The sequence below is a fragment of the Prochlorococcus sp. MIT 1327 genome, assembly GCF_047304785.1.
In the GTDB taxonomy this organism is placed as follows: Bacteria; Cyanobacteriota; Cyanobacteriia; order PCC-6307; family Cyanobiaceae; genus Prochlorococcus; species Prochlorococcus marinus_D.
Genome location: NZ_CP138972.1, coordinates 413,375 through 435,141, shown reverse-complemented (window position 1 = coordinate 435,141; position 21,767 = coordinate 413,375). Strand labels below are relative to the sequence as shown.

Below are 21,767 nucleotides of genomic sequence, written 5' to 3'. Positions count from 1 at the left end.
TGCAATCGCTCACGTTGATCCTGCTTGCTAGCGGGGCAGGTTCTGATAGCAAATGCCAAGATTATCTTAACGATCAGATGTACGCTTAACAAATAGATCTCTACGGTCACTAAGCGACCTTGCGCTGTTCACTATTTTAGTCACTGACTCTATTAAAGATAATCACAAGACTACCACATTGCCCAACGATTAGAGTAACCCTAAGCACTCGTGGCGGAGGAATCGCAAGGCTTTGGCTGATGGGTTCCTGACTTATTCTTTAGCGCTGGAATCATATCAAAGATCAATTGATTGACACAAAGTTTTCCGCTGGCCCCGTCAATAAAGACTTTCCTAGCTCCCTCTATATCAGCAGAGCTCTTGAATTATTTTTTGGAATTATGCGCTGCAATCTATCAGACAAAAGTCTTGAGTTAGCATCAAGATTGCCGAGGAAGCACTGCCTTGCTCTGGCGGGTATTTTGGGCGATACAACGATGAGGACTCCTTCAACCGCTGCTATGTGGCTAAGCAGGGGAATAAAATGTTGGCCATGAATGCAAGAGGGCTGTCTATGAATTCGAGAACAAGCTGTAACGACAGCTTTGTGTTGGATTGACTAACTTGCTACTCGCATTGAACTTTGAGCCGCAGATTGAAAGTCTGGGCTCTGAGTATTGGGATGTGGTCGATGCTGCACGATTTCCGCGCACTGAATTGCGTTTCCGTAATGATGCCTTGCTTAGGCAGCTTGGGATTGAGCCTGACGCCGTAGAGGATCATCATCTAGAGCAGGCTTATGGTTGTTTTGAGGCTCGTACTCCGTTATTAGCTCTGCGATATCACGGCTATCAATTCGGTACATACAATCCATTGCTTGGGGATGGTCGAGGCTTCCTTTATGGTCAACTGCGTGATCGATTTGGACAGCTTCAGGATCTTGGCACTAAGGGATCTGGTACAACTCCCTGGAGCCGTGGAGGGGATGGTCGGCTGACCCTCAAAGGGGGGGTGCGGGAGATCATCGCCAGTGAGGCGCTGCACCGTTTAGGCGTCACCACGAGCCGAACTCTTTGCCTAGTGGAAACCGGTGAGAAGCTTTGGCGTAGTGATGAGCCTTCTCCGACTCGCAGTTCGGTGATGATGCGTATGGCACGCACGCATCTACGCTTTGGCACTTGTGAGCGGCTGCTGCATTTGCGGGATGCTCAGAACCTAGAGCGTTTGTTGCGTCATGTGGTTGATGCCTATTATCCACAGATTGCAGCTGCCTATCCTGTTCAAGAAGGCAATGCTGCTGGCGCGATCGAAGCTCAGTTGCTGGCTTTCTACGCAGAACTCGTTGAACGGGTGGCCAGGTTAACGGCGGAGTGGATGGCAGCAGGCTTTACCCATGGCGTTCTCAATACCGACAACATGTCTCTGCTGGGAGAAAGTTTCGATTACGGTCCATTCGCCTTTTTGGATCAATGGGAGCCTGGATTTACTGCTGCTTATTTTGATCAAACAGGCCTCTATGCCTATGGCCGACAACCTGGGATATGCCATAACAACTTGCGCCTGCTGCAAGAACCATTGGCAATGCTGCTGCCACGGCAGCCAATGGAACAGTCATTAGAGACATTTGCTCCAATTTACCAATCTCATTATAGAGCTTGCATGCAGCGTCGTCTCGGTCTTCCGAGTAGTTCTGGTCGCAATGACAATGATAATGGTGGTGATGATGCCGTGCGTAAAACTCTTGCACTCCTCGCCGCTTGGCCTGTTGGTTATGGCGCCTTCTTTGCAGGCCTTGCTGCTCAAATTTCGACCAAGGGGTTACCGGAAGAGCCAGAAGCTTTGTTGCCAGTGGTCTTAGATGGTGCTGAACCTGCAAGGAAAGTCTGGATGGATTGGAGAGATCGTTGGTGGACTCAGCAACGGGAAGCTGTCTCTGCTGAGCCGGCTGAGACACAAGCCATCAATGCGCGATTGCAGCGCTGGAATCTTGTCAAAACACCAATTCGATCTGTGATTGAGGAGTTTTGGCACGCAATCGATCAATATGATGATTGGCAGCCTTTGCAGACTTGGTTGAAAACCATCAGTGTGGAGTAATCACAGTTTCAGATGGGGTGATCTGATTCAAGACATAGAGCAACGTCATCATTGGTTGATGTAGCAACACTTGCTAAAGCCATGACTTAAGAAAAAAGCTGGCCAAGAAGATGTGATCAGCTAATGAAACTGATGAGATGCGATTAGAAGCAACTCCATTGGAAGATGTGTATTAACATCACATGATTGAATGATGCGATCCGAGCATTGCAAGGAAACAATTCACATATAGAGAATAGAGCGACAATTCTCGTAATTATTCTAAGGACCCCCAACCCAGCCATCATATCCAATCAACGTCTACGTATGCAAGAGTCAAAAATCAATACCTGGCAACATGCCAATGGCTCAGGGAAAGCCCTGCCCAAACCGGCAGGGCATGAATTGAATTGACTAGAAGTACTATGAGAGGCGCTAAAAGTAATTCTTTATCCGAAGTACTGTTTGCGACTGTGACATCTGATGCATTGCCCTATGCGTTAATTGATCGATATTTAAATTCAGCTCGTCTTCATTTGGGCCAGGAAAAAAGGGACCAGGACTTCCAGTGCTTAAAAGCCATTCGGAATCAAGGACCCTTGCTTTAGCAAGCCTTCCAGATCCACCATGCACAACTTTTAGCAAGGCAGGTGTTAACTCTTCCTCGACAATCTGAGATTGAGAATTGAGCTTGATTGTGTTAATTAAATTCATTAGTTTGGGGTGATGATAAGGAATGATTAGGCTATGTAGTGCCGATTTTGTTTAGCCTGGCGGCTTGGCTTCCTGAAATTCCGAGAGTAAGTGCTGACTTTAAGCCATAATCCATACTCCATCTAGATAGTAGCCTCCGTTCCCGGTTGCTCCCTTCTGAGCAAGCCAATCTTTGTACGCCAGAATAATTGCCCCAGGAAAGTTGGCATGAAGTCGATAAGCTCGACTTCCATTCAGCATCGATAATTCTTCTTGAGTAAGTTCTTGGTCAAGACTCAGATCTTCATTAGTCATTAGCTTTAGGTTGTTGTGAGGGAAATGTCCCTCTGACAAACACACCATCTTCTAAATCAACAACCGATGTGATATCCCCAATCACACGTTCTTGTGAAGCTGGTCACACCTTGCAGGGAGATTCAAAAAATAAAACCAATCCGGGAAACTGGATACCTATGGAGAATGACGTTTTTACCCCGTAGCCACTGTTCCATGCAAAGCTATTTGAATGAAACGTGATGTTTTAGGGTGAATTAGTTGTGCAGAGTCGAGGCCACCAGAGCCATGAAGCCAAGCGGGCAAAAGAAGCGCTCTCAACAGGCAGAAAGCGACTTAAAGCTGCCTTGGGTAATGACTGGATGCCGTGATCCCTATATCGACGACAACTAACCAACTCATCTCATCCCAACCTTCTTAAGTGCTCTTCGCCAACCACCGATATGCCCAGTAACCGCAGATCGCGACGATCACCCATGGAATCAATGCTCTGACAAGCCAAAGGGCAAGCAGCACTAGCAAGGCAGAAACAGCAATCCGCTTGGTGATTGCCTTTGCCTCATCGGTCATGACTTCCCAGCGAGGTACCAGAGACATGGTTGTTGCTTTATTGAATGCATCTGATCTTCTACCGAACCCTCTTGCTATGCAACTTCAGGAGCCCATCCAACCTCCAGCTCCCTTCTGATGATCCATTGATGGCATTTGCTGTTGAGGTGCTCTCCTTGAGGAATCAAGCGTTGATGAATGGGACAGGTCAACAAGGTCTGGCACTGCTTTCCGACCGCATAGCGGAAGTGATTACAGGTCATGCACACTGCTCCTGATCGCGAGGATTTGAGAGTGCCCTCATCCATGCACTGCCACTCCTCTGGGTCAGAAGAAGGGATGGGTGATAGTTGCCTGCCTGAGAACCGTGCCATCTAGCCCTTCGCATCCAGTACTCCTGTACTAACTCAAACAGGCTGCTTGGGTCAAGTGATTGGAAGTGACTGTTCTGATCTCAAGTGCTCGAAGGAATCCCGCAGTGCAATGGTGCTTGTTAAGCAAGTGCAGCATGGTCCTTCATGCAAGCAACTTCGGCTTAATCTCAGGCCTTTTCCATACCACCCAAACGGGCCTTTTGAGCCCTGGGCCTAGAGGGTATTTTTACATATTTACACACTATCAGAAAGAATCAGTTATGTTTGGTGCGAACATTAACCATTAATTGAACAATGCTTCGCAAGCAAGAAAAAAATGCAATCACAAGAGGTGTCTTACTCGGTATTGGTTGGGGGTGGGGTTTAGATAGGTTTTATGAGGGGGATAAAAAAGGAGGAATTCTTTCAATCCTTGGATGGGCAATCATTTTCATGAGTCTCTTCTATCTAAAATGTTCAGGAATTGAATACGTCGATGGCGTAAAGGATTATTCCAACTACAGTCCTAATCCATTCATTGTTCTTCCCTTAATCGCTGGATTATACGGCGCATATTTGATTATCAGAAAGGCATTTAAATTGGCAAAGCAATTTGAAAACGCAGAAGATTAATTAGTCATCAATTAAGCTAGAGGCGCTATACTCCTCAAGCAGTTTTTTTGTCATGGGCGCTGATCGACTTTGGCGCCCTTTCTCATGCTTCTTTATCACTGCTTAACTCTGATTATCGGTTCAAGATCTAATGCTGCCTATATCCACAATCAGTATTCCAGAGTAATGGAGATGTGCCGATGAGTTTGTGACCTCGAAGATAGATAGGTGCGGCAGAACTCAAGTCGAGGTATTCAATCACATCCATGACCTGCAGCAGCAAGGCATCCATATCAGAACTCTTGATGGACTGATCTACACTAGAGGTTTAGGCAAGTTTGCTCCTGTGCTCATTGGTCTGCTTTCTGGTCTTGCAGAAGTAGAGCGCTCACTGACCAGAGAGAGAACGATTGAAAGCATCCAACACCGCAAAGACACTGGCGGGAACTTGGGAGGTAGACCCAAGACCAGTCGCATCACAGAAGGTCTTGTCCTACGCCTAAGAAAGGAAGGGTGCTCTTACAGGTCCATCAGAGAGCAAACAGGTCTTGCTCTATCAACCATTAGAAGGATCATCGTGGAGCAAGAGGTAGTAGCGGTTTGAACCTTCCACCACATTTCTTGGACGAACAGAAGAAAGAAGTGGTCTTCCATATCAAGGGAGTTTTGCCAGTAACTATGGAAATACCTAAATGGATGCAATCGTTCCCACCTGAGTACAAGGGTGTTGTTGTGAGGTGCGAGGAAACTTTCTATCGTCTAAGAGAGGGAGCAGGAAAATGACAAAGAGAACAATGAATCCGGAGTTTTAACTATGGACTGGGATGCTGCGAGAAAGCACTGCACTGAGAGGGACTGGAAGTGGACGCTGCACTTAATCGACGAGTACCAAAAGGAAATGCAAGAACTAAAAGATGAGAACGTGAAGCTCAAGCGTCAGTTAGTTCTTCGCTCTCAACTCAAGAAGTAATGCCAGTATTGATCATTGGTTGGGGTGTCTACGACAAACTGACTGAAAAAGAGAAAAAGGAGTTTGCTTTAGTGGCAAATTATGAGACTTCTTATTTCTATGAATGTTATGAATATGAGTATGCTAAGGGTAATAAAAATTACGAATGGAGTGATCGATGCTTTAAGAGTCAAGAAGAATTATTGGAATTTTTTGGTTATGAAATGATTGAAGATTTAGACGCAGATGCTGTGTATGCAAAAAGGTTAGAGACTTATGTCGAGGAGGACCTAAAGAAGTGGATGCAATTAAGTGAGAATAGAAATCAAGTCAAAGTTATAGGAACACAGTAAATGCTTGCTCGTATCCGACAAGTGCATGACTCAACGTTGGATCGTTATAGGAAGTTGGGTCTGAACAACTCCACGATTGCCTGGTTGCTTTTTGCAGAAGGTGTGTTTGTGTTTCTGGTAGGCAAAGCGCTTGTGGATTTAGTCTTATAGTCCGGTTTAAAATTAAGGCATCTATGCACTCGTTCCTTTATAAATGGTTGCCATCCAGAAGAAGAGTAAACAATACCTCCCCTTTGATGCAAGAATGAGCAGCAGTAGTAACAACAAAAATGGGTTTCATCGTGAAGCACAAGAAGTTCATTGCTTGGTACCAAAAAATACTTGGACTCAGCGACTATGGATTGCTTTGGTTTATGTTCTTTAAGGGAGTCGTTATTTCCTTGATACTTGAACGATTGATTATTCATTAAATCCAACATACTGACCTATGATTGATGCCTACACGCTGGATCAATGCAGCAAGAATGAAGAGGTTCTGCAATTAAAAATAAAGAATCTAGAGCATGCCATCCAACAGTCAGAAGCAATGATTGCCGAATCAAGCATGGATGGCGATGCTTTAACATTTCTAAGACGTAAGGTTGCAGAATCAATGCAGGATTTGGAAGTTCTTTATTTACTTAAAAGCGACTAAAATTTCTTGGAGAATTTTTTCGACGTTTTTAATAGCAAACTTAAATATTTTATCCCGCACTTGAGTTGAACCCATAGGGCATAAGGCAAAAGAAAGCAGATGAGAGTAAATCTTTATTTTAGAAAAGGTTCCAGTTACAGAAAGAATGCTAAAAACAATCAAGCGTAAAAAATTCAATGGTTAATGCGTCACTTAATTGGAGCAGCATTGTTGGAATCCTAATTTTCCTTTGGGGTATACCTGCAGGAGTTTTAGGTTTGTTCCAGTTATTTTTTGTCCTGCAACGAAGAGCAGACACTTCTCCTGCAGTTATAGGGAAAAGCATTTTTCTTGTTTTTCAATCACTGGGAAGAATGCTGATGCTTCCACTGGCGGGGTTAATCTTATTCTTTCAAGGGTGGAGGTTAGATCCAATTTTGCAGTTCGCTGTATTTCTGCTTGCAGCAGGTGTGATCTTTGAGTCCGCAACAGGGATAATTAGTGATTATCAAAAATGGAGATTCCGCACAGGTCGTGCATCAGCAAATATTCCCGTGCAACAGCAACCAACAGATCAGGTTGACTGATTGATTTTTATATGAAAGCGCCTATTGTTTTTCTAATTACTTTACCTCTCTTGACTGCACCAGTGAAAGCAGCACAAGGATATTGGTTAGACCAATATAATGCATTGATTCTAAGACGCAAGGTCCCAGAATCAATGCAGGATTTGGAAGTTCTTTATTTACTCAAGAGCGACTAAAATTTCTTGGAGAATTTTTTTCTTTAACAAGTTATAGACCTCGAATTTGGCTACCTCTGTAGGTTATAAAGTTCATTTTTTATTATTATACTTTTCTTGTAATAGCACCTCTATATAATCATCTGGTTTCATTCTGTTCTTCTTTGATAGTTCAACTAACATCTCATAGTGAACGGAAGATAATTTAACCATCTTCATAGCATGTGTACCTGACTATATCTTTCTCTAATTAGGGTCTTGTGCAGTTGACTTCTGTTGTATCCATAGTGCTTCATGAGTTCACTTTCCATCTTTAGTACCTTACCAACTTCTTGTTGCTGGTATGAGATGGAGACTTTGGCTTGCTTCTGTTCTTTTGTCGTTTGAACCTGAACCAGTTGGGAACACGGAGTTACCCGAGAGGGTAAAATTTAATAAATCAGATGAATCATTATCACCACCTAAGTTCAATCTATTTCTATTATTTTGAGAAGGAATGACTCTAGGATCATTTCCAGAGGGTAAGTTAACCCCACCACTAATACCCTGAGTCATAGTTCTTGATTAGTAAAGGACGCCTCTTTGTCCATGAGGTGTCCTTTTTTAATGTCCATCGTCTAGGAACCTGTCAGGTTCCTTCTTCTTCACTTGTCCCAAGGGTCGGTTGAAACTTTCGTTTCAGGTTCTACAGGATTCTTCTGAACCCTTTTGCTTCTGAACTGGGTGCCGAGTCTGTCTAAACCCATGCCCCCGCCAGCTACATCCTTTACTCATCCATTGAGAGTTCCTCGTTGATTTCTTCGTTTTCTTTTGGGTCAGTCATGATTAGGGAGAAGTGAAGGGATTAGTGTTTTTATTTCCTAGACATTATCGTTATCTAGCTATATTTATATCAAATCCAACTTTATGACCAGGGTCAATAATCCCAACACTCTTGTCGTAATCACGTCGTGTCATCCCAGAACCTGAACCTTGTGGGTTTCTCAGAGAAGTTCCAACGTCACAGATTTCCGCCAAGTTATTTCCTTTCAACATCGTTCCGTTCCCACGAATGACAATGCCACCACTCACACTCTTCAACTCGTCAATAGATAGTTCCTCGTTGATTTCTTCCTTTTCTTTTGGGTCAGTCATTGAGTGTAAATACTCTCATAGTTAGTATAGCTATCCTTGAGAGTATTTGCCAAAACTGGAATATTGGAGGAAACTGCCTGAGATTAACTGATCAATTAAGCTCTACTAGTTACAGGACCTACATTGGATCCGGCAATGGACCGGATACTACATCAAGTCCAACTTTATAAATAGGATCAACAATAAGATCTGGATGGATAACTACTCTCCGTTGATTTGAGCGTGAAATTCTTGAACTGAAGCCGTCCAACTTCGCAAATACACCACCACCGTTGATGGACTGTAGCTCTTCAATTGTAAGTTCGTTGTTTGTCATTGGTTTGGATTGGTTGTGAGAGATCTATCCCTCGGATGAACACATCATCTACCAATTCCTCTACTACGTCATTGATCCGAATCATTGCCAGTTGTGAAGTTGGTCACAGGTCCTGAGAGGAATTTGCCGGAGATTACCTAATTAGATCACCTTGCTCTTGCACTGCCACTTCAGCCTACAAACCTTTGTACCCAGTACATGCACGATATGGCAGGCCATGTAACATGGCTTCGCAGTTCCGACTCGAGCTATTAAAGGCATCATGAACTCTAATGTTTCTATTACGTGGACTTGAGAACATAGCCCGTATTACTGGTGTTAGTTCTGGTTGCTTCTGTGGTTTCTTTTGTTCTTCTTCAGCCATTGAAGGTAGTGATACAAGGAATGTTAGAAGTAGGAGGATGTTAGGTGTTTTCACTAGCCGCATGTATGTCTAGATAGTATAGCTATCCTTTGAAGAAATTACCAGAAAAAATATTTTCAGCTCGGGTCAGATCTCGGATATTGTTTTAAGCGAATATCGAAGTCGTTGAAGAAATAAAAAGCCCCTGCTAATCCAAGGGTTTTCAGTGTCTAGGCTGTCGATAATCGGCTGCCTGAGTCAGCACTTATGTGACCCAGGATCGGCACTGATACAGTAGTCGGGACAGCGGGACTGATTAATAAATGCCTACTCAATCATTACGCCCCAAGCAAGCCCAACCCAACGCAAGAAGACAACTCAAAGTTCAACAACTACTAATATCTGAAATAGAACAGCTACAACAACCGCAACTTCAAGCGCAACAACCACTTACGATTAACAAACCGATTAAACAAATCCCTAAGCAGACACATAAAAAAATGGAGCTAACCGATTGGAAGCTCCGTATACAAAACCTAATCCAACTAAACCTGGTAAGCCTTCGTCAGCTGAACTTAAAAAGCAGAAGCAGGAAATGTTGGACTGGTTGAATAACGTAAGGATTGGCTAGTTTCTATTAGAGTCATCCTAGTCACAATCCCAAGTCGGATCACAGACACATACTTCAGTAAAAAGACTCATGTCTGTGCCGCCAGCCACGCCTTCAAGCTCAGCATCAGAAAGGGTTTGGCGAGCAGGCTTTAGGTCTTCTGTGCTAATCGAGAACCCAGCAGCCTTAGCAATAGCAACAGTGTCAGCGCCTTCTGCCTTTAGCTGTTCCTGTAGTGAAGTATCGGCTTGAACTTTGGCGAGGAATGCCTTCAGTTGTTCTTCTGACATTGGATTAGAAATTGGGTGTTGTTTATAAGTTTAAGGTGCCAGGTATCGGATGCCGTTTTAAGCGAATAGGGAAGTCGTTGAAGAAATAAAAACTTCCAGATGCAAGGGGTTTGAGTGTTTAGGCTCTTTGGTGCGCCATGTACCGAATTAACGAATTAGAATTATCACTCATAGGGTGCAGTCAACAGGGCCTTTATACATGGTGGCCGGCGGCTCTAATTGATTTATATTTATCGAGCAGAACTTGCCCCCAGCCACGTCTTCCAGCTCATCATCAGACAGATTTTGGCGATGAGTTTTTAGGTCTTCAGTGGTAATCACGAACCCAGCAGCCTTAGCAATAGCAACAACATCAGCACCTTCTGCCTTTAACTGTTCTTGTAGTGAAGTATCGGCTTGAACTTTGGAGATGAATGCCTTGAGTTGTTCTTCTGACATCAGATGTAGTTGTCTATACTTTATGTATAGCCCAATCTAAGGCTGATGAGTGCAAGCATCAATTGAATTGTATGATACTTCCACTACAACAGATTGAGGGCAGACGGCATCAGTGAATGGCCGCCTACCTTTTATAAAGCTCTCGGCAACACTGAATGGTTGTGCCAGGTGCTATGAGCGCTTTTGCGAGCGGTATCGCCATCACAGCAAAGCTTCTCCTAAATGCCATTGGGGTAGTCGAATGCTTAATCGGCTCGTGAGCAGTGCAAGAACTAGAAGCAAGAAAAAGAGGATCTCACCAGGTCAACAACGATTGCCTTGGGCTTGGGATGTAAGGCTTAATCAAATTCCAGACGAGTGGCATCAAGTTGCGGTGAGATTTAGAAAAGCCAATGGAATCAGAGATGGAGATCAAAACCTCAATCTGTGGTAATTAGTTGGCAATAACTGACATGAAGAAGGGCACCCGCGTTGGATGCCCTCAAGTCCAGGACAGGTTTTCTGGGTTTCGACGTCCTCGGACTCCTGATCTAGGTCTAAGCATGCAGAGACAAGGCGTCAGTAGGCAGAATTGCTCCTTTTGATCAAGCGTCTCTAAATGTCCCCGCAATACCCTCTCACACCACTCAGGGGCTGGATCGCTAAAGCATTTATTGATTCTAAGAACATAAAAAAGAACCCCCCGAATTGGGATGGAGGGTCAAGTAGGCATTATATTCTAAACGGGATTGGACCTTCCTCTCTATTACTTACAATCAGGCCAGTTGGGACCTGCTCAGCCGGCGTTAGTGTTTATTGATGAGCAGTCACAGCACAGTTCAGTCAAGCTGGAAAACCCTTTGGTTGGAAGCTGTTGCTCCTGATGAGCCACACAAATTCGAACGGCGCCTGCAATGGGATGCCATCACGGAGGATGACTTTTATGCGGTGCTAAACAAAGAACATGTTTTCCTGCATGAAGATGCACCTTCTGCTCAGGAATCTCTGCAAGATTCGCTTGAGGCTTTGAAAAATGCCTGGGACTTGCCCCTGTTGCCCGTTGATAATAATTTCAAGCACCCTTTTATTGACCTGTGGTGGCCAGTTCGTTGCCATTCAGCAGCGAAACTCAGAGAAGTCTTTGCTTCAGATAGCGCTGGCCTTACTGATGAAATTTTTGATCAGCTAGCTGACAGTTTGCTTGATCGACTCTGTTCTCTTGGTGATCAAGTGTTATGGGAAGCCTTCAATACGGAACGCACACCAGGCACGATGCTGCTTGCGCACCTGGGTGCGACTGGAGATGGATCAGGGCCACCGATACGTGAACACTACGAGCGATTCATCCAATCCCATCGTCGCAATGGCTTAGCAGCATTGCTCAAAGAATTTCCTGTACTTGGGCGCCTGATTGGAACCGTTCTTTCGCTTTGGTTTCAAGGCAGTGTGGAGATGCTGCAACGCATCTGTGCCGATCGCACAGTCCTTCAGCAACGCTTTGCGATTCCCTGCAAGCACCATCTCAAAACCATCAAGCAGGGCTTGAGTGATCCCCACCGCGGTGGCCGTGCAGTCGCAGTTTTGGGATTTGCTGATCCCAATTCCACTGATCACTCCTCCATGCATGTGGTGTACAAGCCCAAAGACATGGCTATAGATGCGGCTTATCAGGCCACCTTGGCTGATCTAAATACCCACAGTGATCTACCACCGTTGCGCACTCTTGCCATCCACAACGGCGACGGCTATGGCTATATGGAGTATGTAGTTCATCACGTTTGCGCTAATGACCAAGAACTAACCAATTTCTATTTTAATGCCGGTCGACTAACCGCCTTACTGCATCTACTAGGTTGTACTGACTGCCATCACGAGAATTTGATTGCCTGCGGTGATCAGTTACTTCTGATCGATACCGAAACATTGTTGGAAGCTGATCTTCCTGATCACATCAGCGACGCTTCCTCAACGACAGCTCAACCCGAGCCTTCCACTCTGCGAAAACAGTTTCAGGGTTCTGTTTTGCGTTCCGGTCTACTACCGCAATGGATGTTTCTTGGAGAATCCAAACAGGCATTTGACATCAGCGCTCTTGGCATGTCGCCGCCGAATAAACCCGACAGAATTGCTCCCGGCTGGCTTGGGTTCAACAGCGACGGGATGATGCCTGGTCGTGTTAGCCAGCCTGTTGAAATCCCAACAAGTTTGCCAGTGGGAATCACAGGTGTTAATCCATTTGATCGGTTTCTGGAAGACTTCTGTGAAGGGTTCTCAATTCAAAGTGAGGCGATCATCAAGCTCCGCAATCGCTGGCTAGATGTCGATGGAGTATTGGCTCACTTTGCAGGACTGCCACGCCGGATTGTGTTGCGAGCCACGCGTGTGTATTTCACCATTCAACATCAGCAGTTAGAGCCAGCTGCTTTGCGTTCTTCGCTTGCGCAAGCGCTCAAACTCGAACAGCTAGCACGTAGTTTTCTGCTCGCCGAATCAAAGCCTCATCACTGGCAAATTTTTGCAGCAGAAGTCAAGCAGATGCAGCAATTGGATATTCCTTTCTTCACTCATCTAATTGATGCTGATGCCCTGCAACTCGACGGATTGGAGCAAGAATTACCCGGCTTTATCCAAACCAGCGGTTTAGCGGCCGCTTATGAGCGATTGCGAAATCTGGATGCCGATGAGATTGCTTTTCAACTTCGCCTGATTCGTGGTGCCGTCGAAGCACGTCAGCTGCGCACGTCTCTCGAGAGTTCACCAACCATTGAATCCCCTGCGACATCTGAGGCGCTGATGTCGACATCGGCTGAGACGAGTCTGGAGGCAGCAACGCGTATCGCCCATCGCCTTTTGGAATTGGCGATTCGCGGCTCGCAGGGGCAGGTGGAGTGGCTGGGTATGGACCTGGGGGCTGATGGCGAGAGCTTTGCCTTTGGACCTGTTGGTCTATCGCTTTATGGTGGATCTATCGGTATTGCTAACTTGCTGCAGCGCTTGCAAGCACTGCAGGTTTCAGTGATGGATGCCGAAGCCATTCAGGCTGCAATCCTGGAACCACTGGTTGCACTTGTTGATCAACGCATCGACGATGGTCGTCGGCGCTGGTGGCGTGATCAGCCACTGGGGTTAAGTGGCTGTGGTGGCACCCTGTTGGCTCTTGCTCTACAAGGCGAGCAGGTGATAACCAATAGTCTGCTCTCGGCAGCTCTACCGCGTTTCATCGAGGCTGATCAGCAACTGGATGTGATTGGTGGTTGCGCAGGCTTGATTGGACCGCTGTTGCAGCTGGGAACGGAATCAGCGATGCAGTTGGCTTTGCGTGCTGGTGACCAGCTCATCACGCAGCAAAATGAAGAAGGTGCCTGGAGCTCATCGTCAAGCAAGCCAGCACTTTTGGGCTTCTCCCATGGTGTTGCGGGTTATGCGGCAGCTCTTGCTCAGCTACATGCTTTCTCCGGTGATGAGCGCTACCGCACAGCTGCCGCAGCTGCACTGGCTTATGAGCGGGCTCGCTTCAATAAAGACGCGGGCAATTGGCCTGATTACCGCCACATTGGTAGAGACTCAGATTCTGATGAACCAAGCTTCATGGTGAGTTGGTGTCATGGGGCCCCGGGTATTGCCCTTGGCCGAGCCTGTCTGTGGGGTACGACTCTTTGGGATGAACAATGCGCCAAGGAGATAGAGGTTGGCTTGCAAACCACAGCAGATGTGAATGCTGTTAGGACGGATTATCTTTGCTGCGGATCACTGGGTTTGATGGTCTTGCTAGAGATGCTTTCTGCAGGCCCTTGGCCGATTGACGACCAGCTCAGATCTCATTGCCAAGACATTGCTTCTCAGTACCGCCTGGAAGCTTTACATCGCTGCTCAGCTGAACAGGTCAATCTGCGTTGCTTCGGCACACAAGAAGGATCACTTGTTCTTCCCGGTTTCTTCACAGGCTTAAGCGGGATGGGATTAGCGCTGCTCGAGGATGATCAATCACGAGCGGTCGTCTCTAAAATGATCAGCGCTGGGCTCTGGCCTGTGCTCAATGACTAGCCAACATACTGGCCAGATAGCCATGGCCTTTAAGCTCATCCCACGTGCCTGACATAACTTGTTGCGGTTGATTTCTGTCCAGCACCACGATCTGGTCAGCCTGCTGGATCGTGCTCAAACGGTGGGCAATGCTGATCCTGGTCATGCCCAGCTCCTTGATCGTTTGTGTGATCAGCTCCTGGGAGCGATTGTCTAACGCACTGGTCGCTTCATCCATGATCAGAACCTTTGGTTGGGTGATCAGGGCGCGAGCAATCGCAATGCGTTGAACTTGCCCCCCAGAGAGATTGCCACCGGAATCGCTTAACAATGTTTCCAATTGCATTGGCATCGCCCGCACTTCATCAGCTAAAGCAGCTTGTTCAAGTGCTTGCCAAACTTTATCTTCGCTGCGCCCCACTCCGCCGCAGATGACGTCATAGATGGATCCGGAATTGAGTCTTGCTGTCTGCATTACCACCCCGAGCTGACGACGGTAGGCCCGGATTGCTAATTGCGTCAGCGGGATGCCATCTACCAAAAGTTCTCCGGCCTGGGGGCTAACGAAGCCAAGCAGCATGCGGACCAATGTTGTTTTTCCGCAGCCACTTGCACCAGTAATTGCCGTGTGTTGACCAGCTGGAATCGTGAGAGTGAGGCTGTTGAATAATTGCTCACTACTTTCTGGAAACTCGTAGGAAATACCCTGCAGTCGAAATTCGCCCCGCAAGCTGTGATAGATCGCCTCAGGTTGATACCCCTTTTCAATATCTGCATACAACACTGGTTCAGCCCGCCGCCAAAGAACAGCTGCACGTCCAGCCACGTTAGCCAGAAGATTCACCGCACCGGTTAGTGCGCCGTTGAAGCCAGAAAACGCAGCATTAAAAGAAATAAATGCCACCATTGTTTGATTCAAATTAATTTCGCTGGGGCCATTCAAAACCTGAGAGGTCACCACGGCGAACATGAAAAGACTGGCCAAGGGGGTGACCAAGGTTCCGTATTGCTCCATCGCATCGCTATAGACGTTGCTGCGTAATTGCAAGGATGCATAGTGATTGATCTCTCTTAGCCAGCGAACCAATAGGTAAGGCTCACTGCCAGCGCTGCGGATCTGGGGCATGCCCATAACAGCTTGCAGGGAAAAATTTGTGATCTCTGCGCCACTTTCTAGTAATGGCCATTGCAATTGGATCGAGCGCCAAGTGATCCAAAGCAGGCAGATGATGGCAACAAGAGTAAAGGCGCTGGCCCATAGCGCCAGCTGGTTGTCGTAGACGAACATCAGCACAAAAAAGCTGATGGCAAAGAGGCTGGAAAGCAGGGTGGATAGCACACCATTGCCAATCAGTTGACGCAACTGACTGATCGAAGTCACTCTAGAGGCGAGGTCGCCTGTGGTGTATTTGCTGATGAAGCTCATCGGCAAGCGCATCAGCCGATCCCAAACTGCAGATTGCAGACGCAAATCAGCAATGCTCTCCAAGCGCAATAGCATCAGGCTCTGCAGAAACTCAGTGGCCATTGAGCCAATCACAATCAAAACGACAACCGTCACGCCCTGAAAAAGCAACTTCTGATCACTTTGAGGAAGAATTCTGTTCACCAGCAGATTGGTGAGCATCGGAATCGAAAGAGTAAACAACATCACCACCGCAGAGGTGATCACCAGGGCTGTTAGAGCTCCGAGTTCGGTAGCAAAAGCGAAACGCAACACAGCCAGCGGACCTAAAACGGTTTCCGGTAAAGAGGGGTAAACCTCATAAGCAGTTGCAGCGAGTTTCAGGTTCGAATCACACAGCTGATGACTCTCATCCTGCGGGTCATAAAGCCAGTTTTGACCTCTATGTCTATAAAGAGCGAAGGGAGTGTTGTGTTCAGCCTCAAAGACAACCAGTAATGGATATTCCGCTTGGTTCGGGTCACGTGGCAACTCAATCTTGCGGTGATGAATATCATTGAAATTCAGAAGCTTTTCGATGGAGGCGCCAGAAAGTGGCTCCAAACGTTTTTGACGTCTTCCGAGCTTCGCCATACAAAAGCCAAGTAGACGAAGCTCGATTTGCCCTTCATTCTCGGGGGTATCGCTGAACAGCAGCTCCTCCTCAAGTGCTCTTGCTTGCAGCAAGGCCTCACGGCCTGGATTAGTCGTCATGCGCTCACTTCACTCTTCTGCTGTTCGGATTGCACCAAGGCCTGAAAAGCGCTTTGTCTAGTCAAAAGATCCTTGGGAGAACCGATTTCAATGACTTTGCCGTCTTGCATCACCATGACCTGATCACTACGTAGAGCTGCATCAAGGCGGTGGGCCACGCTCACCGTCGTCAAACGGCGAGCTTTGAGAGCATCGAGCACTCGAGTCTGGGTGGCGTTATCAAGGGCGCTGGTCGCTTCATCCAACAAGAGAATCTTCGGCTTTCGCAGCAGTGCCCGACAAAGTTCCAATCGCTGCCTTTCTCCCCCACTGAGATCGCTTCCGTTGTCACGAAGTACGCGCTGGAACGCTTTTGGATGTGCTCTGATCGTATCCAACACCTGGGCATCGTTAGCTGCAGTCTCGAGATCTTCCAGCCCATAGACAGGGTTCCAAAGGGTGATGTTGTCATGCACGGAGGCGTTAAAAACAAACACCTGCTGCGGCACATAGGCCAAGCTGTTACGCATTACTCGATCGCCATGCTCCTGCCAGGGTTTTCCATCAAATAAAAGAGTGCCACCACTGGGCTGATAAAGGCCAGCCAGCAAACGAATGAGAGTGGTTTTTCCACAACCACTACCGCCCACAATTGCTAACTGAGAACCCGCTGGGATCGTTAGATCAAGTTGATCAATGAAAGGAGGGGAATTGACATCAAAGCTATAGCTAATTTGTTGTAACTCGATCATCCCCTCGAGGCGTTTAGCCTCGTTAGATGTTTCGTCTTCAATCCCTAAGGCAGTGGTTTCACTCATCGCGAAACTGCGTACCAACGGGTCATCTTCACTTTTGTCAAGATCTTGGAGACGTGCAAGATCGCCAATTAGCCTCTGAATACTGGCATTCAGTTGTGGAAGGGAAGAGATCGGAGCAGTGAGCTGACCTTGCAAAAATTGAAACGCCACTAAGGTGCCAAGTGACATCTTGCCAGCGATAATCAGCAACCCTCCGACAGTGATAATCAAAGCATTGAGCAGAAAGGTACTGCCGCTAGCAGAGACTGTGGCCATAGCCATCTGTGAACCAAGCAGCTGGTTCTGAATCACCACGTTGCCAAAGCTGCCTTGCCATTGGCTCAGGAAGTCAAATTCCAGGCCAGAAGCCTTGATTGTTTCGATGTTGTTAATCCCTTGCAGTCCCTTACCCTGAGCCTTGCCCTGCTCCAGGGCGAGTTTACGGTTGGCGTCGTAGCGCTGCTCAGTTAACCACCAGTTAAGAAGAAGATTGGCGCCCATCACGACCAGCACCAAAAGCGCTAGCCAGATTGAGATAAACAAAGCCACGGTCAACATCAGAACACTGGTCCAGAGGCTCAAAAGAAAACGCAGCAAGTTGCTAATCACGACCTGCGTGGTTTGCATGCCCAGTAGCATGCGACTAGCAATTTCACCCTGAAAACGGGTCTGATAAAACCCGAAGGTCACTTGAAAAAGCTTGCGGAATAAATCGGCAGTCAGTCTTTTGGAGAGCAACAGCTCCATCCTTCGTAGGATCAAGTAGTAAATACTGAGCACCGCCAACCAGCCAAGAACGGTGAGCAGCAGCAACCAAAGAATTGGAATGCCGAAATAGAGTCGCTGATTCTGTAGAAAGTTGTCGATGAAGCCCGAAGTGAAGCCAGCAACCAAAAGGCCGAACACCGCTTGGGCGCTAGCTACGCAAAGCAGCTGAAGCAAAGATCTGATGTATGGACGAAGCTTGGCGGGCAGACTCAACAGTGGCGATCGCTCACTGCCGCCAGTGCGGAACTCAGGCCCGGGTTCGAACTCGAGCACGATGCCAGTGAAGTTATCAAGGAATTCCTCCATCTCCACCCGCAGCCGACCCTGAGCAGGATCACTGAGGTAGGCGTGGTTATCGTCAAACCCTTCAACCACTAGAAAGTGATTGAAGCCCCAAAAGACGATGCATGGGAAGCGGCCTTCACTACTGAGAGTTTCTCCTGAGCTGCGATAGGCATTTGCTGTGAGACCGTAATCACGAGCAGCCTTAAGTACTTGCTTGGCATTAGAACCATCACGGTTGACGCCGCAGGCCAAACGCAGCTCGCTCAGTTCAACAATACGGCCAAAGTAAGCGAGAATCGTGGCAAGCGAAGCGGCGCCACATTCAGCTGCTTCGTATTGCAGCCGTGCTTGAGCCTTGACACGCTTCCGCTGCAGTTTCTTCATTCGTTGATTTTTTGTTTGTTGTCGCTAGTTAGCTGATTCGGGCTATCTGGCGGACTCATTCCAAAGAAATAGCGGACACTAGGAAGCACCATTTCGATAGGAGCAACGTGCCGGGTGGTGATCTGCACAGAAAGGCGATCACCGGGGGTCGGAGGGAATGGCAGATCCCCCTTTGAACTCCAGCGGTAACCACCGCTATTGAAAGGGGAGGTCTTTCCAGTGCGCTCAAGCGCCACGACTGCAAGGGTTGGAGACGGCTCGCGATTTGTGATCACTTGGGCCAGCGATTTCAGGCCTACTCGGGCACTAACATCTTCAAGCCCGCTTGGCACTTGGGCCATCGACACCACGCGCCCACGGATGCCACCAACCTCCGAGCGTTTATAACCCTCTGGAGTAGCTAGAGCATCCATGCCTGGGAACACCTGGGCCATTTCCTTGGAGCCGAGAAACACTGGCACGAGTCTGGGACCTTTGAGCGAATCATCACTCAATTGCAGTACAACTTGGCCCTTGCTGACACTTTCACCATTGTTTGGGATGACTTGGGTCAAATAAACATCATGCGAGGCAAAGATCATTTCCTGATTAATAAGATTAGAAAGGGTATTGCCCAATTTCTGATAAGACTGATCCAGTTGATTGGCAAGTTGAATTAACTCATTTTTGTTGCTGTAAATCTGAGTGCGAAGATTATCAACCTGAGCTTGTTCCTGTAGAATCGTTGCACGTGTCACATATCCCTTGCTTTCAAGGCTTTGCATCTGGGCAAGGTAAGAGGAACGTCTAGCAAGTTCTTGACGAAGGATTGATTGTTTAGAATTGATATTGTTCTGTTGAGCCAGGGTATCGCGGAGTGTTCTCTTGAGTTGGTCAAGTTGACTATGGAGCTGCTCATGCTGAACAGATGATTGAATCCAAAGCATTAGCTTGCCTGCTGGGATTTTCTCTCCATGAAAGCTTTGATTAAGTTTATCTGTAAAATTTTCAGCAGATGAATTCTGAGCGATTGATATCTTTTCTGATATTTTATCGATGGCAATAAGGATCTTTTTCGCCAGCTCAGTCATTTGGCGATTATTGAACTGATCAGGCCGATTTTGGAAACGCCTGGCTGATAGATGCCATTGCTGCTTTGGTTGATTAAACATCCAAACAACATTGCCGTTGGTACCGCTGATGCTGCTATTAATTGTACTAACTGGAAGTAGCACACCTGTGCCTTCTACACTCAAGGGTATACGTGCAAAGGTGGCCCACATAGCTCCGCCAATGGCAATCAGCAGACCCATCCCCAAAGTAGCCTTTAAAGGTGGCGTCAATAATTTAATTGGTGGGTTGCGATCACAAACTTGATGGCGCTTTTCCAAAGCGCGTTTGTTAAAGGGATTAGTCAAGGCATTAGAGAGGAGTTTTTAGGATTACTCGATGGATTACGCATCATTCTTAAACGCATCTGTACATCCTTCTCTGTACTACCAGGCCATGTTGCTGAGTAGCGATAGAGTTCAGCAACAGCATTATTGTAGCTAAGTATCGCTTGCGAGGATTGTTGTGCAGCTATAGATAGCTGTTGAATCGTCTGTACAACGCTGGTGATGTCACCTACCCCAGCAGCCCAGCGCACTCGAGCGACCTCTTGCGCGAGCTTTGCACTTTCGTAAGCCCTTTGGGCACTGGCAATGGCGACGCGTGATGTTTGCATTTCAGCAAAGCTGTTTCGTACTTGACGAACAACAGTTAGTTCCGTTTGGGCTGCTTGGGCTTTTTGTTGACGGCTCTGCGCATAAAAAGATTGAGCATTGGCTGCATTAATGCCGCCATCAAACAAAGACCATGAGAAGCCTATCCCGACAGTAGCTGTCCACGTGCGAGTCCAATGGTAAGCACTCCCAGGATCATCATCGACAGGGACGTATGGGTAACCATTGCTGAAGTTAAGTGATCCAGTCCCCATAAGTTGAAAAACCGGCAAGTAGCTGCGTATAGAGGCTATACCTCTCCATTGAGCTGATTCAGCGGCAGCAAGACTGGCAAGAATCTCTTCACGTTGCTGGAGTGCATTTTTGAGGGTTTCTTGAAGGGTTTCACTCCAACTCCCTGCCAGAGCGGCTGGATCACTAGGGATGGCGAGTTGTCCTGGTGGTAGTGCTAGGTATTCTGCTAATAAAGCAGTTTGCTTGATGTATTCCTGGGTATAGCTAACTAGTTGGCTGAGCTGAGTAAAAAGCTGAGACTTAGTTTGCTCAACATCAAGCACAGTCGCCATCCCGATATTTTTTTGAGCTTCTAGCATCTTGAGTTGTTGTTTATTAATCTCATAAATCTGTTTAAAGCTGTTAATGAGCTGTTGGCCACTTTGAATGCCGTAGTAGCTCTGCTGAAGGTTGAGGATGAGGCTACGGGTGCTTACATTAAAAAGTAATTTTTGTTGCTTGAGTGATTCAGATACTGCGTTGATATCAGGCTTTCGCGTTGGATCAATGAAGTTCCAGCTCACTATCGCTCCAGGCTGGAGTAGAAATGATTGGTTCTTCTTTGTTGAATAGAGTGAGTTAGAGCTTAGAGTTGTTGATGAATCTCTGTTTCCACGCATGCCATATTGATTGTTAATGTAAGTTCCCCAGCTGTAACCAATGAATGGAGATCCATTGGATAATTGTAATTGAGGATACCAGCGTCTTTGTGCAGCAATCAAAGACCATTCGTATTGCTGAATCGAGCCAAATGCTTGAAGCAGTTCTGGATTATTAGTAATCCCAATAACAATAGCTTTGTCAAGGCTAATGGGCACACTGTTTTGCTTCACAATATTCTGCAGCCTATTCAATTCATTGGCTAAATGCGTTGAATCATAATTGGCATTTTTGCTAGCTAAAATTTCATTTGATTTCGATGTCTGCGCAAGGCTTTGTGGCACAATCCAAAATCCAGCCAGCTGTAAAACTGCTGTTGTAGTGAGCAAGGAGTGCAGAATTGACATCTATAGATTACGAACTAGGTGCTTAATGGAATTTGAGTAATATTATAGACTATTGTGCTAATTCTGG

General features: G+C 46.8%; 16 protein-coding genes and 1 pseudogene. 8 read left to right on the top strand and 9 right to left on the bottom strand.

The window, feature by feature from the left end; all coding sequences use genetic code 11:
• Positions 1-594 precede the first annotated feature (594 nt).
• Entirely contained in the window at positions 595-2,076 is a 1,482-nt protein-coding gene (locus SIB80_RS02015; RefSeq protein ID WP_063420636.1) for a protein adenylyltransferase SelO, read from the top strand.
• Between the two features lie 1,383 nt (positions 2,077-3,459).
• On the opposite strand, the gene SIB80_RS02010 is transcribed toward SIB80_RS02015, so the two are convergent.
• Positions 3,460-3,639, bottom strand: coding sequence for a hypothetical protein (locus SIB80_RS02010; RefSeq protein WP_063420639.1), 180 nt, complete (start codon positions 3,637-3,639; stop codon positions 3,460-3,462).
• Between the two features lie 101 nt (positions 3,640-3,740).
• Between SIB80_RS02010 and SIB80_RS02005 the strand changes: the two genes are divergently transcribed.
• The 6 genes and pseudogenes from SIB80_RS02005 (at position 3,741) to SIB80_RS01980 (ending at position 7,058) form a co-directional block, all read left to right on the top strand.
• Positions 3,741-3,869 (top strand): hypothetical protein, encoded by a 129-nt coding sequence (locus SIB80_RS02005; RefSeq protein WP_370520956.1) that lies wholly within the window; start codon positions 3,741-3,743, stop codon positions 3,867-3,869.
• 390 nt (positions 3,870-4,259) lie between these two features.
• Entirely contained in the window at positions 4,260-4,577 is a 318-nt protein-coding gene (locus SIB80_RS02000; protein ID WP_063420641.1) for a hypothetical protein, read from the top strand.
• Between the two features lie 178 nt (positions 4,578-4,755).
• A pseudogene (locus SIB80_RS01995) lies at positions 4,756-5,160 on the top strand (recombinase family protein); the annotation flags it as partial.
• Between the two features lie 365 nt (positions 5,161-5,525).
• Positions 5,526-5,858, top strand: a complete 333-nt coding sequence (locus SIB80_RS01990; RefSeq protein ID WP_063420643.1) for a hypothetical protein — start codon at positions 5,526-5,528, stop codon at positions 5,856-5,858.
• 427 nt (positions 5,859-6,285) lie between these two features.
• Positions 6,286-6,492 carry a hypothetical protein gene (locus SIB80_RS01985; protein ID WP_063420644.1) on the top strand — a complete coding sequence of 69 codons (207 nt, stop codon included), beginning with the start codon at positions 6,286-6,288 and terminating at the stop codon, positions 6,490-6,492.
• 176 nt (positions 6,493-6,668) lie between these two features.
• A complete protein-coding gene (locus SIB80_RS01980) occupies positions 6,669-7,058 on the top strand; it encodes a hypothetical protein (protein ID WP_063420645.1) in 390 nt (129 codons plus the stop codon).
• Positions 7,059-8,086: 1,028 nt separating this feature from the next.
• Here the strand turns inward: SIB80_RS01980 and SIB80_RS01975 are convergent.
• From SIB80_RS01975 to SIB80_RS01960, 4 genes are all read right to left on the bottom strand, one after another.
• Positions 8,087-8,347, bottom strand: coding sequence for a CCRG-2 family RiPP (locus SIB80_RS01975; RefSeq protein ID WP_063420646.1), 261 nt, complete (start codon positions 8,345-8,347; stop codon positions 8,087-8,089).
• 118 nt (positions 8,348-8,465) lie between these two features.
• Complete coding sequence (locus tag SIB80_RS01970) at positions 8,466-8,663, bottom strand: CCRG-2 family RiPP (RefSeq protein WP_169189887.1); 198 nt, start codon at positions 8,661-8,663, stop codon at positions 8,466-8,468.
• 991 nt (positions 8,664-9,654) lie between these two features.
• Positions 9,655-9,906 carry a Nif11-like leader peptide family natural product precursor gene (locus tag SIB80_RS01965; RefSeq protein ID WP_063434996.1) on the bottom strand — a complete coding sequence of 84 codons (252 nt, stop codon included), beginning with the start codon at positions 9,904-9,906 and terminating at the stop codon, positions 9,655-9,657.
• A gap of 168 nt (positions 9,907-10,074) precedes the next feature.
• Positions 10,075-10,344, bottom strand: coding sequence for a Nif11-like leader peptide family natural product precursor (locus tag SIB80_RS01960; RefSeq protein ID WP_063420648.1), 270 nt, complete (start codon positions 10,342-10,344; stop codon positions 10,075-10,077).
• A 798-nt stretch (positions 10,345-11,142) separates the two neighbouring features.
• Between SIB80_RS01960 and SIB80_RS01955 the strand changes: the two genes are divergently transcribed.
• Positions 11,143-14,367: a type 2 lanthipeptide synthetase LanM family protein gene (locus SIB80_RS01955; RefSeq protein WP_063420649.1), complete on the top strand. Its 3,225-nt coding sequence runs from the start codon at positions 11,143-11,145 to the stop codon at positions 14,365-14,367.
• On the opposite strand, the gene SIB80_RS01950 is transcribed toward SIB80_RS01955, so the two are convergent.
• Genes SIB80_RS01950 through SIB80_RS01935 form a run of 4 tightly spaced genes read right to left on the bottom strand, consistent with a single transcriptional unit; the run spans position 14,357 to position 21,700 of the window.
• On the bottom strand, positions 14,357-16,504 hold the full coding sequence (locus SIB80_RS01950; protein WP_063420650.1) for an ATP-binding cassette domain-containing protein: 2,148 nt from the start codon (positions 16,502-16,504) through the stop codon (positions 14,357-14,359). The genes SIB80_RS01955 and SIB80_RS01950 overlap by 11 nt on opposite strands.
• Positions 16,501-18,717 (bottom strand): ATP-binding cassette domain-containing protein, encoded by a 2,217-nt coding sequence (locus SIB80_RS01945; RefSeq protein ID WP_063420651.1) that lies wholly within the window; start codon positions 18,715-18,717, stop codon positions 16,501-16,503. Before SIB80_RS01945 ends, SIB80_RS01950 begins: the two co-directional genes overlap by 4 nt.
• Entirely contained in the window at positions 18,714-20,114 is a 1,401-nt protein-coding gene (locus tag SIB80_RS01940) for a hypothetical protein (protein WP_063420652.1), read from the bottom strand. The genes SIB80_RS01945 and SIB80_RS01940 overlap by 4 nt, the downstream gene beginning before the upstream one ends.
• On the bottom strand, positions 20,111-21,700 hold the full coding sequence (locus tag SIB80_RS01935; RefSeq protein ID WP_063420653.1) for a TolC family protein: 1,590 nt from the start codon (positions 21,698-21,700) through the stop codon (positions 20,111-20,113). Before SIB80_RS01935 ends, SIB80_RS01940 begins: the two co-directional genes overlap by 4 nt.
• Between the last annotated feature and the right edge of the window lie 67 nt (positions 21,701-21,767).

Excerpts from the sequence above, each read along its gene's own strand:
- SIB80_RS02010 (WP_063420639.1), bottom strand. The coding sequence starts at position 3,639 with ATGTCTCTGGTACCTCGCTGGGAAGTCATGACCGATGAGGCAAAGGCA.
- SIB80_RS02005 (WP_370520956.1), top strand. The coding sequence starts at position 3,741 with ATGGCATTTGCTGTTGAGGTGCTCTCCTTGAGGAATCAAGCGTTGATG.
- SIB80_RS02000 (WP_063420641.1), top strand. The coding sequence starts at position 4,260 with ATGCTTCGCAAGCAAGAAAAAAATGCAATCACAAGAGGTGTCTTACTC.
- SIB80_RS01990 (WP_063420643.1), top strand. The coding sequence starts at position 5,526 with ATGCCAGTATTGATCATTGGTTGGGGTGTCTACGACAAACTGACTGAA.
- SIB80_RS01985 (WP_063420644.1), top strand. The coding sequence starts at position 6,286 with ATGATTGATGCCTACACGCTGGATCAATGCAGCAAGAATGAAGAGGTT.
- SIB80_RS01980 (WP_063420645.1), top strand. The coding sequence starts at position 6,669 with ATGGTTAATGCGTCACTTAATTGGAGCAGCATTGTTGGAATCCTAATT.
- SIB80_RS01975 (WP_063420646.1), bottom strand. The coding sequence starts at position 8,347 with ATGACTGACCCAAAAGAAAAGGAAGAAATCAACGAGGAACTATCTATT.
- SIB80_RS01970 (WP_169189887.1), bottom strand. The coding sequence starts at position 8,663 with ATGACAAACAACGAACTTACAATTGAAGAGCTACAGTCCATCAACGGT.
- SIB80_RS01965 (WP_063434996.1), bottom strand. The coding sequence starts at position 9,906 with ATGTCAGAAGAACAACTGAAGGCATTCCTCGCCAAAGTTCAAGCCGAT.
- SIB80_RS01960 (WP_063420648.1), bottom strand. The coding sequence starts at position 10,344 with ATGTCAGAAGAACAACTCAAGGCATTCATCTCCAAAGTTCAAGCCGAT.
- SIB80_RS01955 (WP_063420649.1), top strand. The coding sequence starts at position 11,143 with ATGAGCAGTCACAGCACAGTTCAGTCAAGCTGGAAAACCCTTTGGTTG.
- SIB80_RS01950 (WP_063420650.1), bottom strand. The coding sequence starts at position 16,504 with ATGACGACTAATCCAGGCCGTGAGGCCTTGCTGCAAGCAAGAGCACTT.
- SIB80_RS01945 (WP_063420651.1), bottom strand. The coding sequence starts at position 18,717 with ATGAAGAAACTGCAGCGGAAGCGTGTCAAGGCTCAAGCACGGCTGCAA.
- SIB80_RS01935 (WP_063420653.1), bottom strand. The coding sequence starts at position 21,700 with ATGTCAATTCTGCACTCCTTGCTCACTACAACAGCAGTTTTACAGCTG.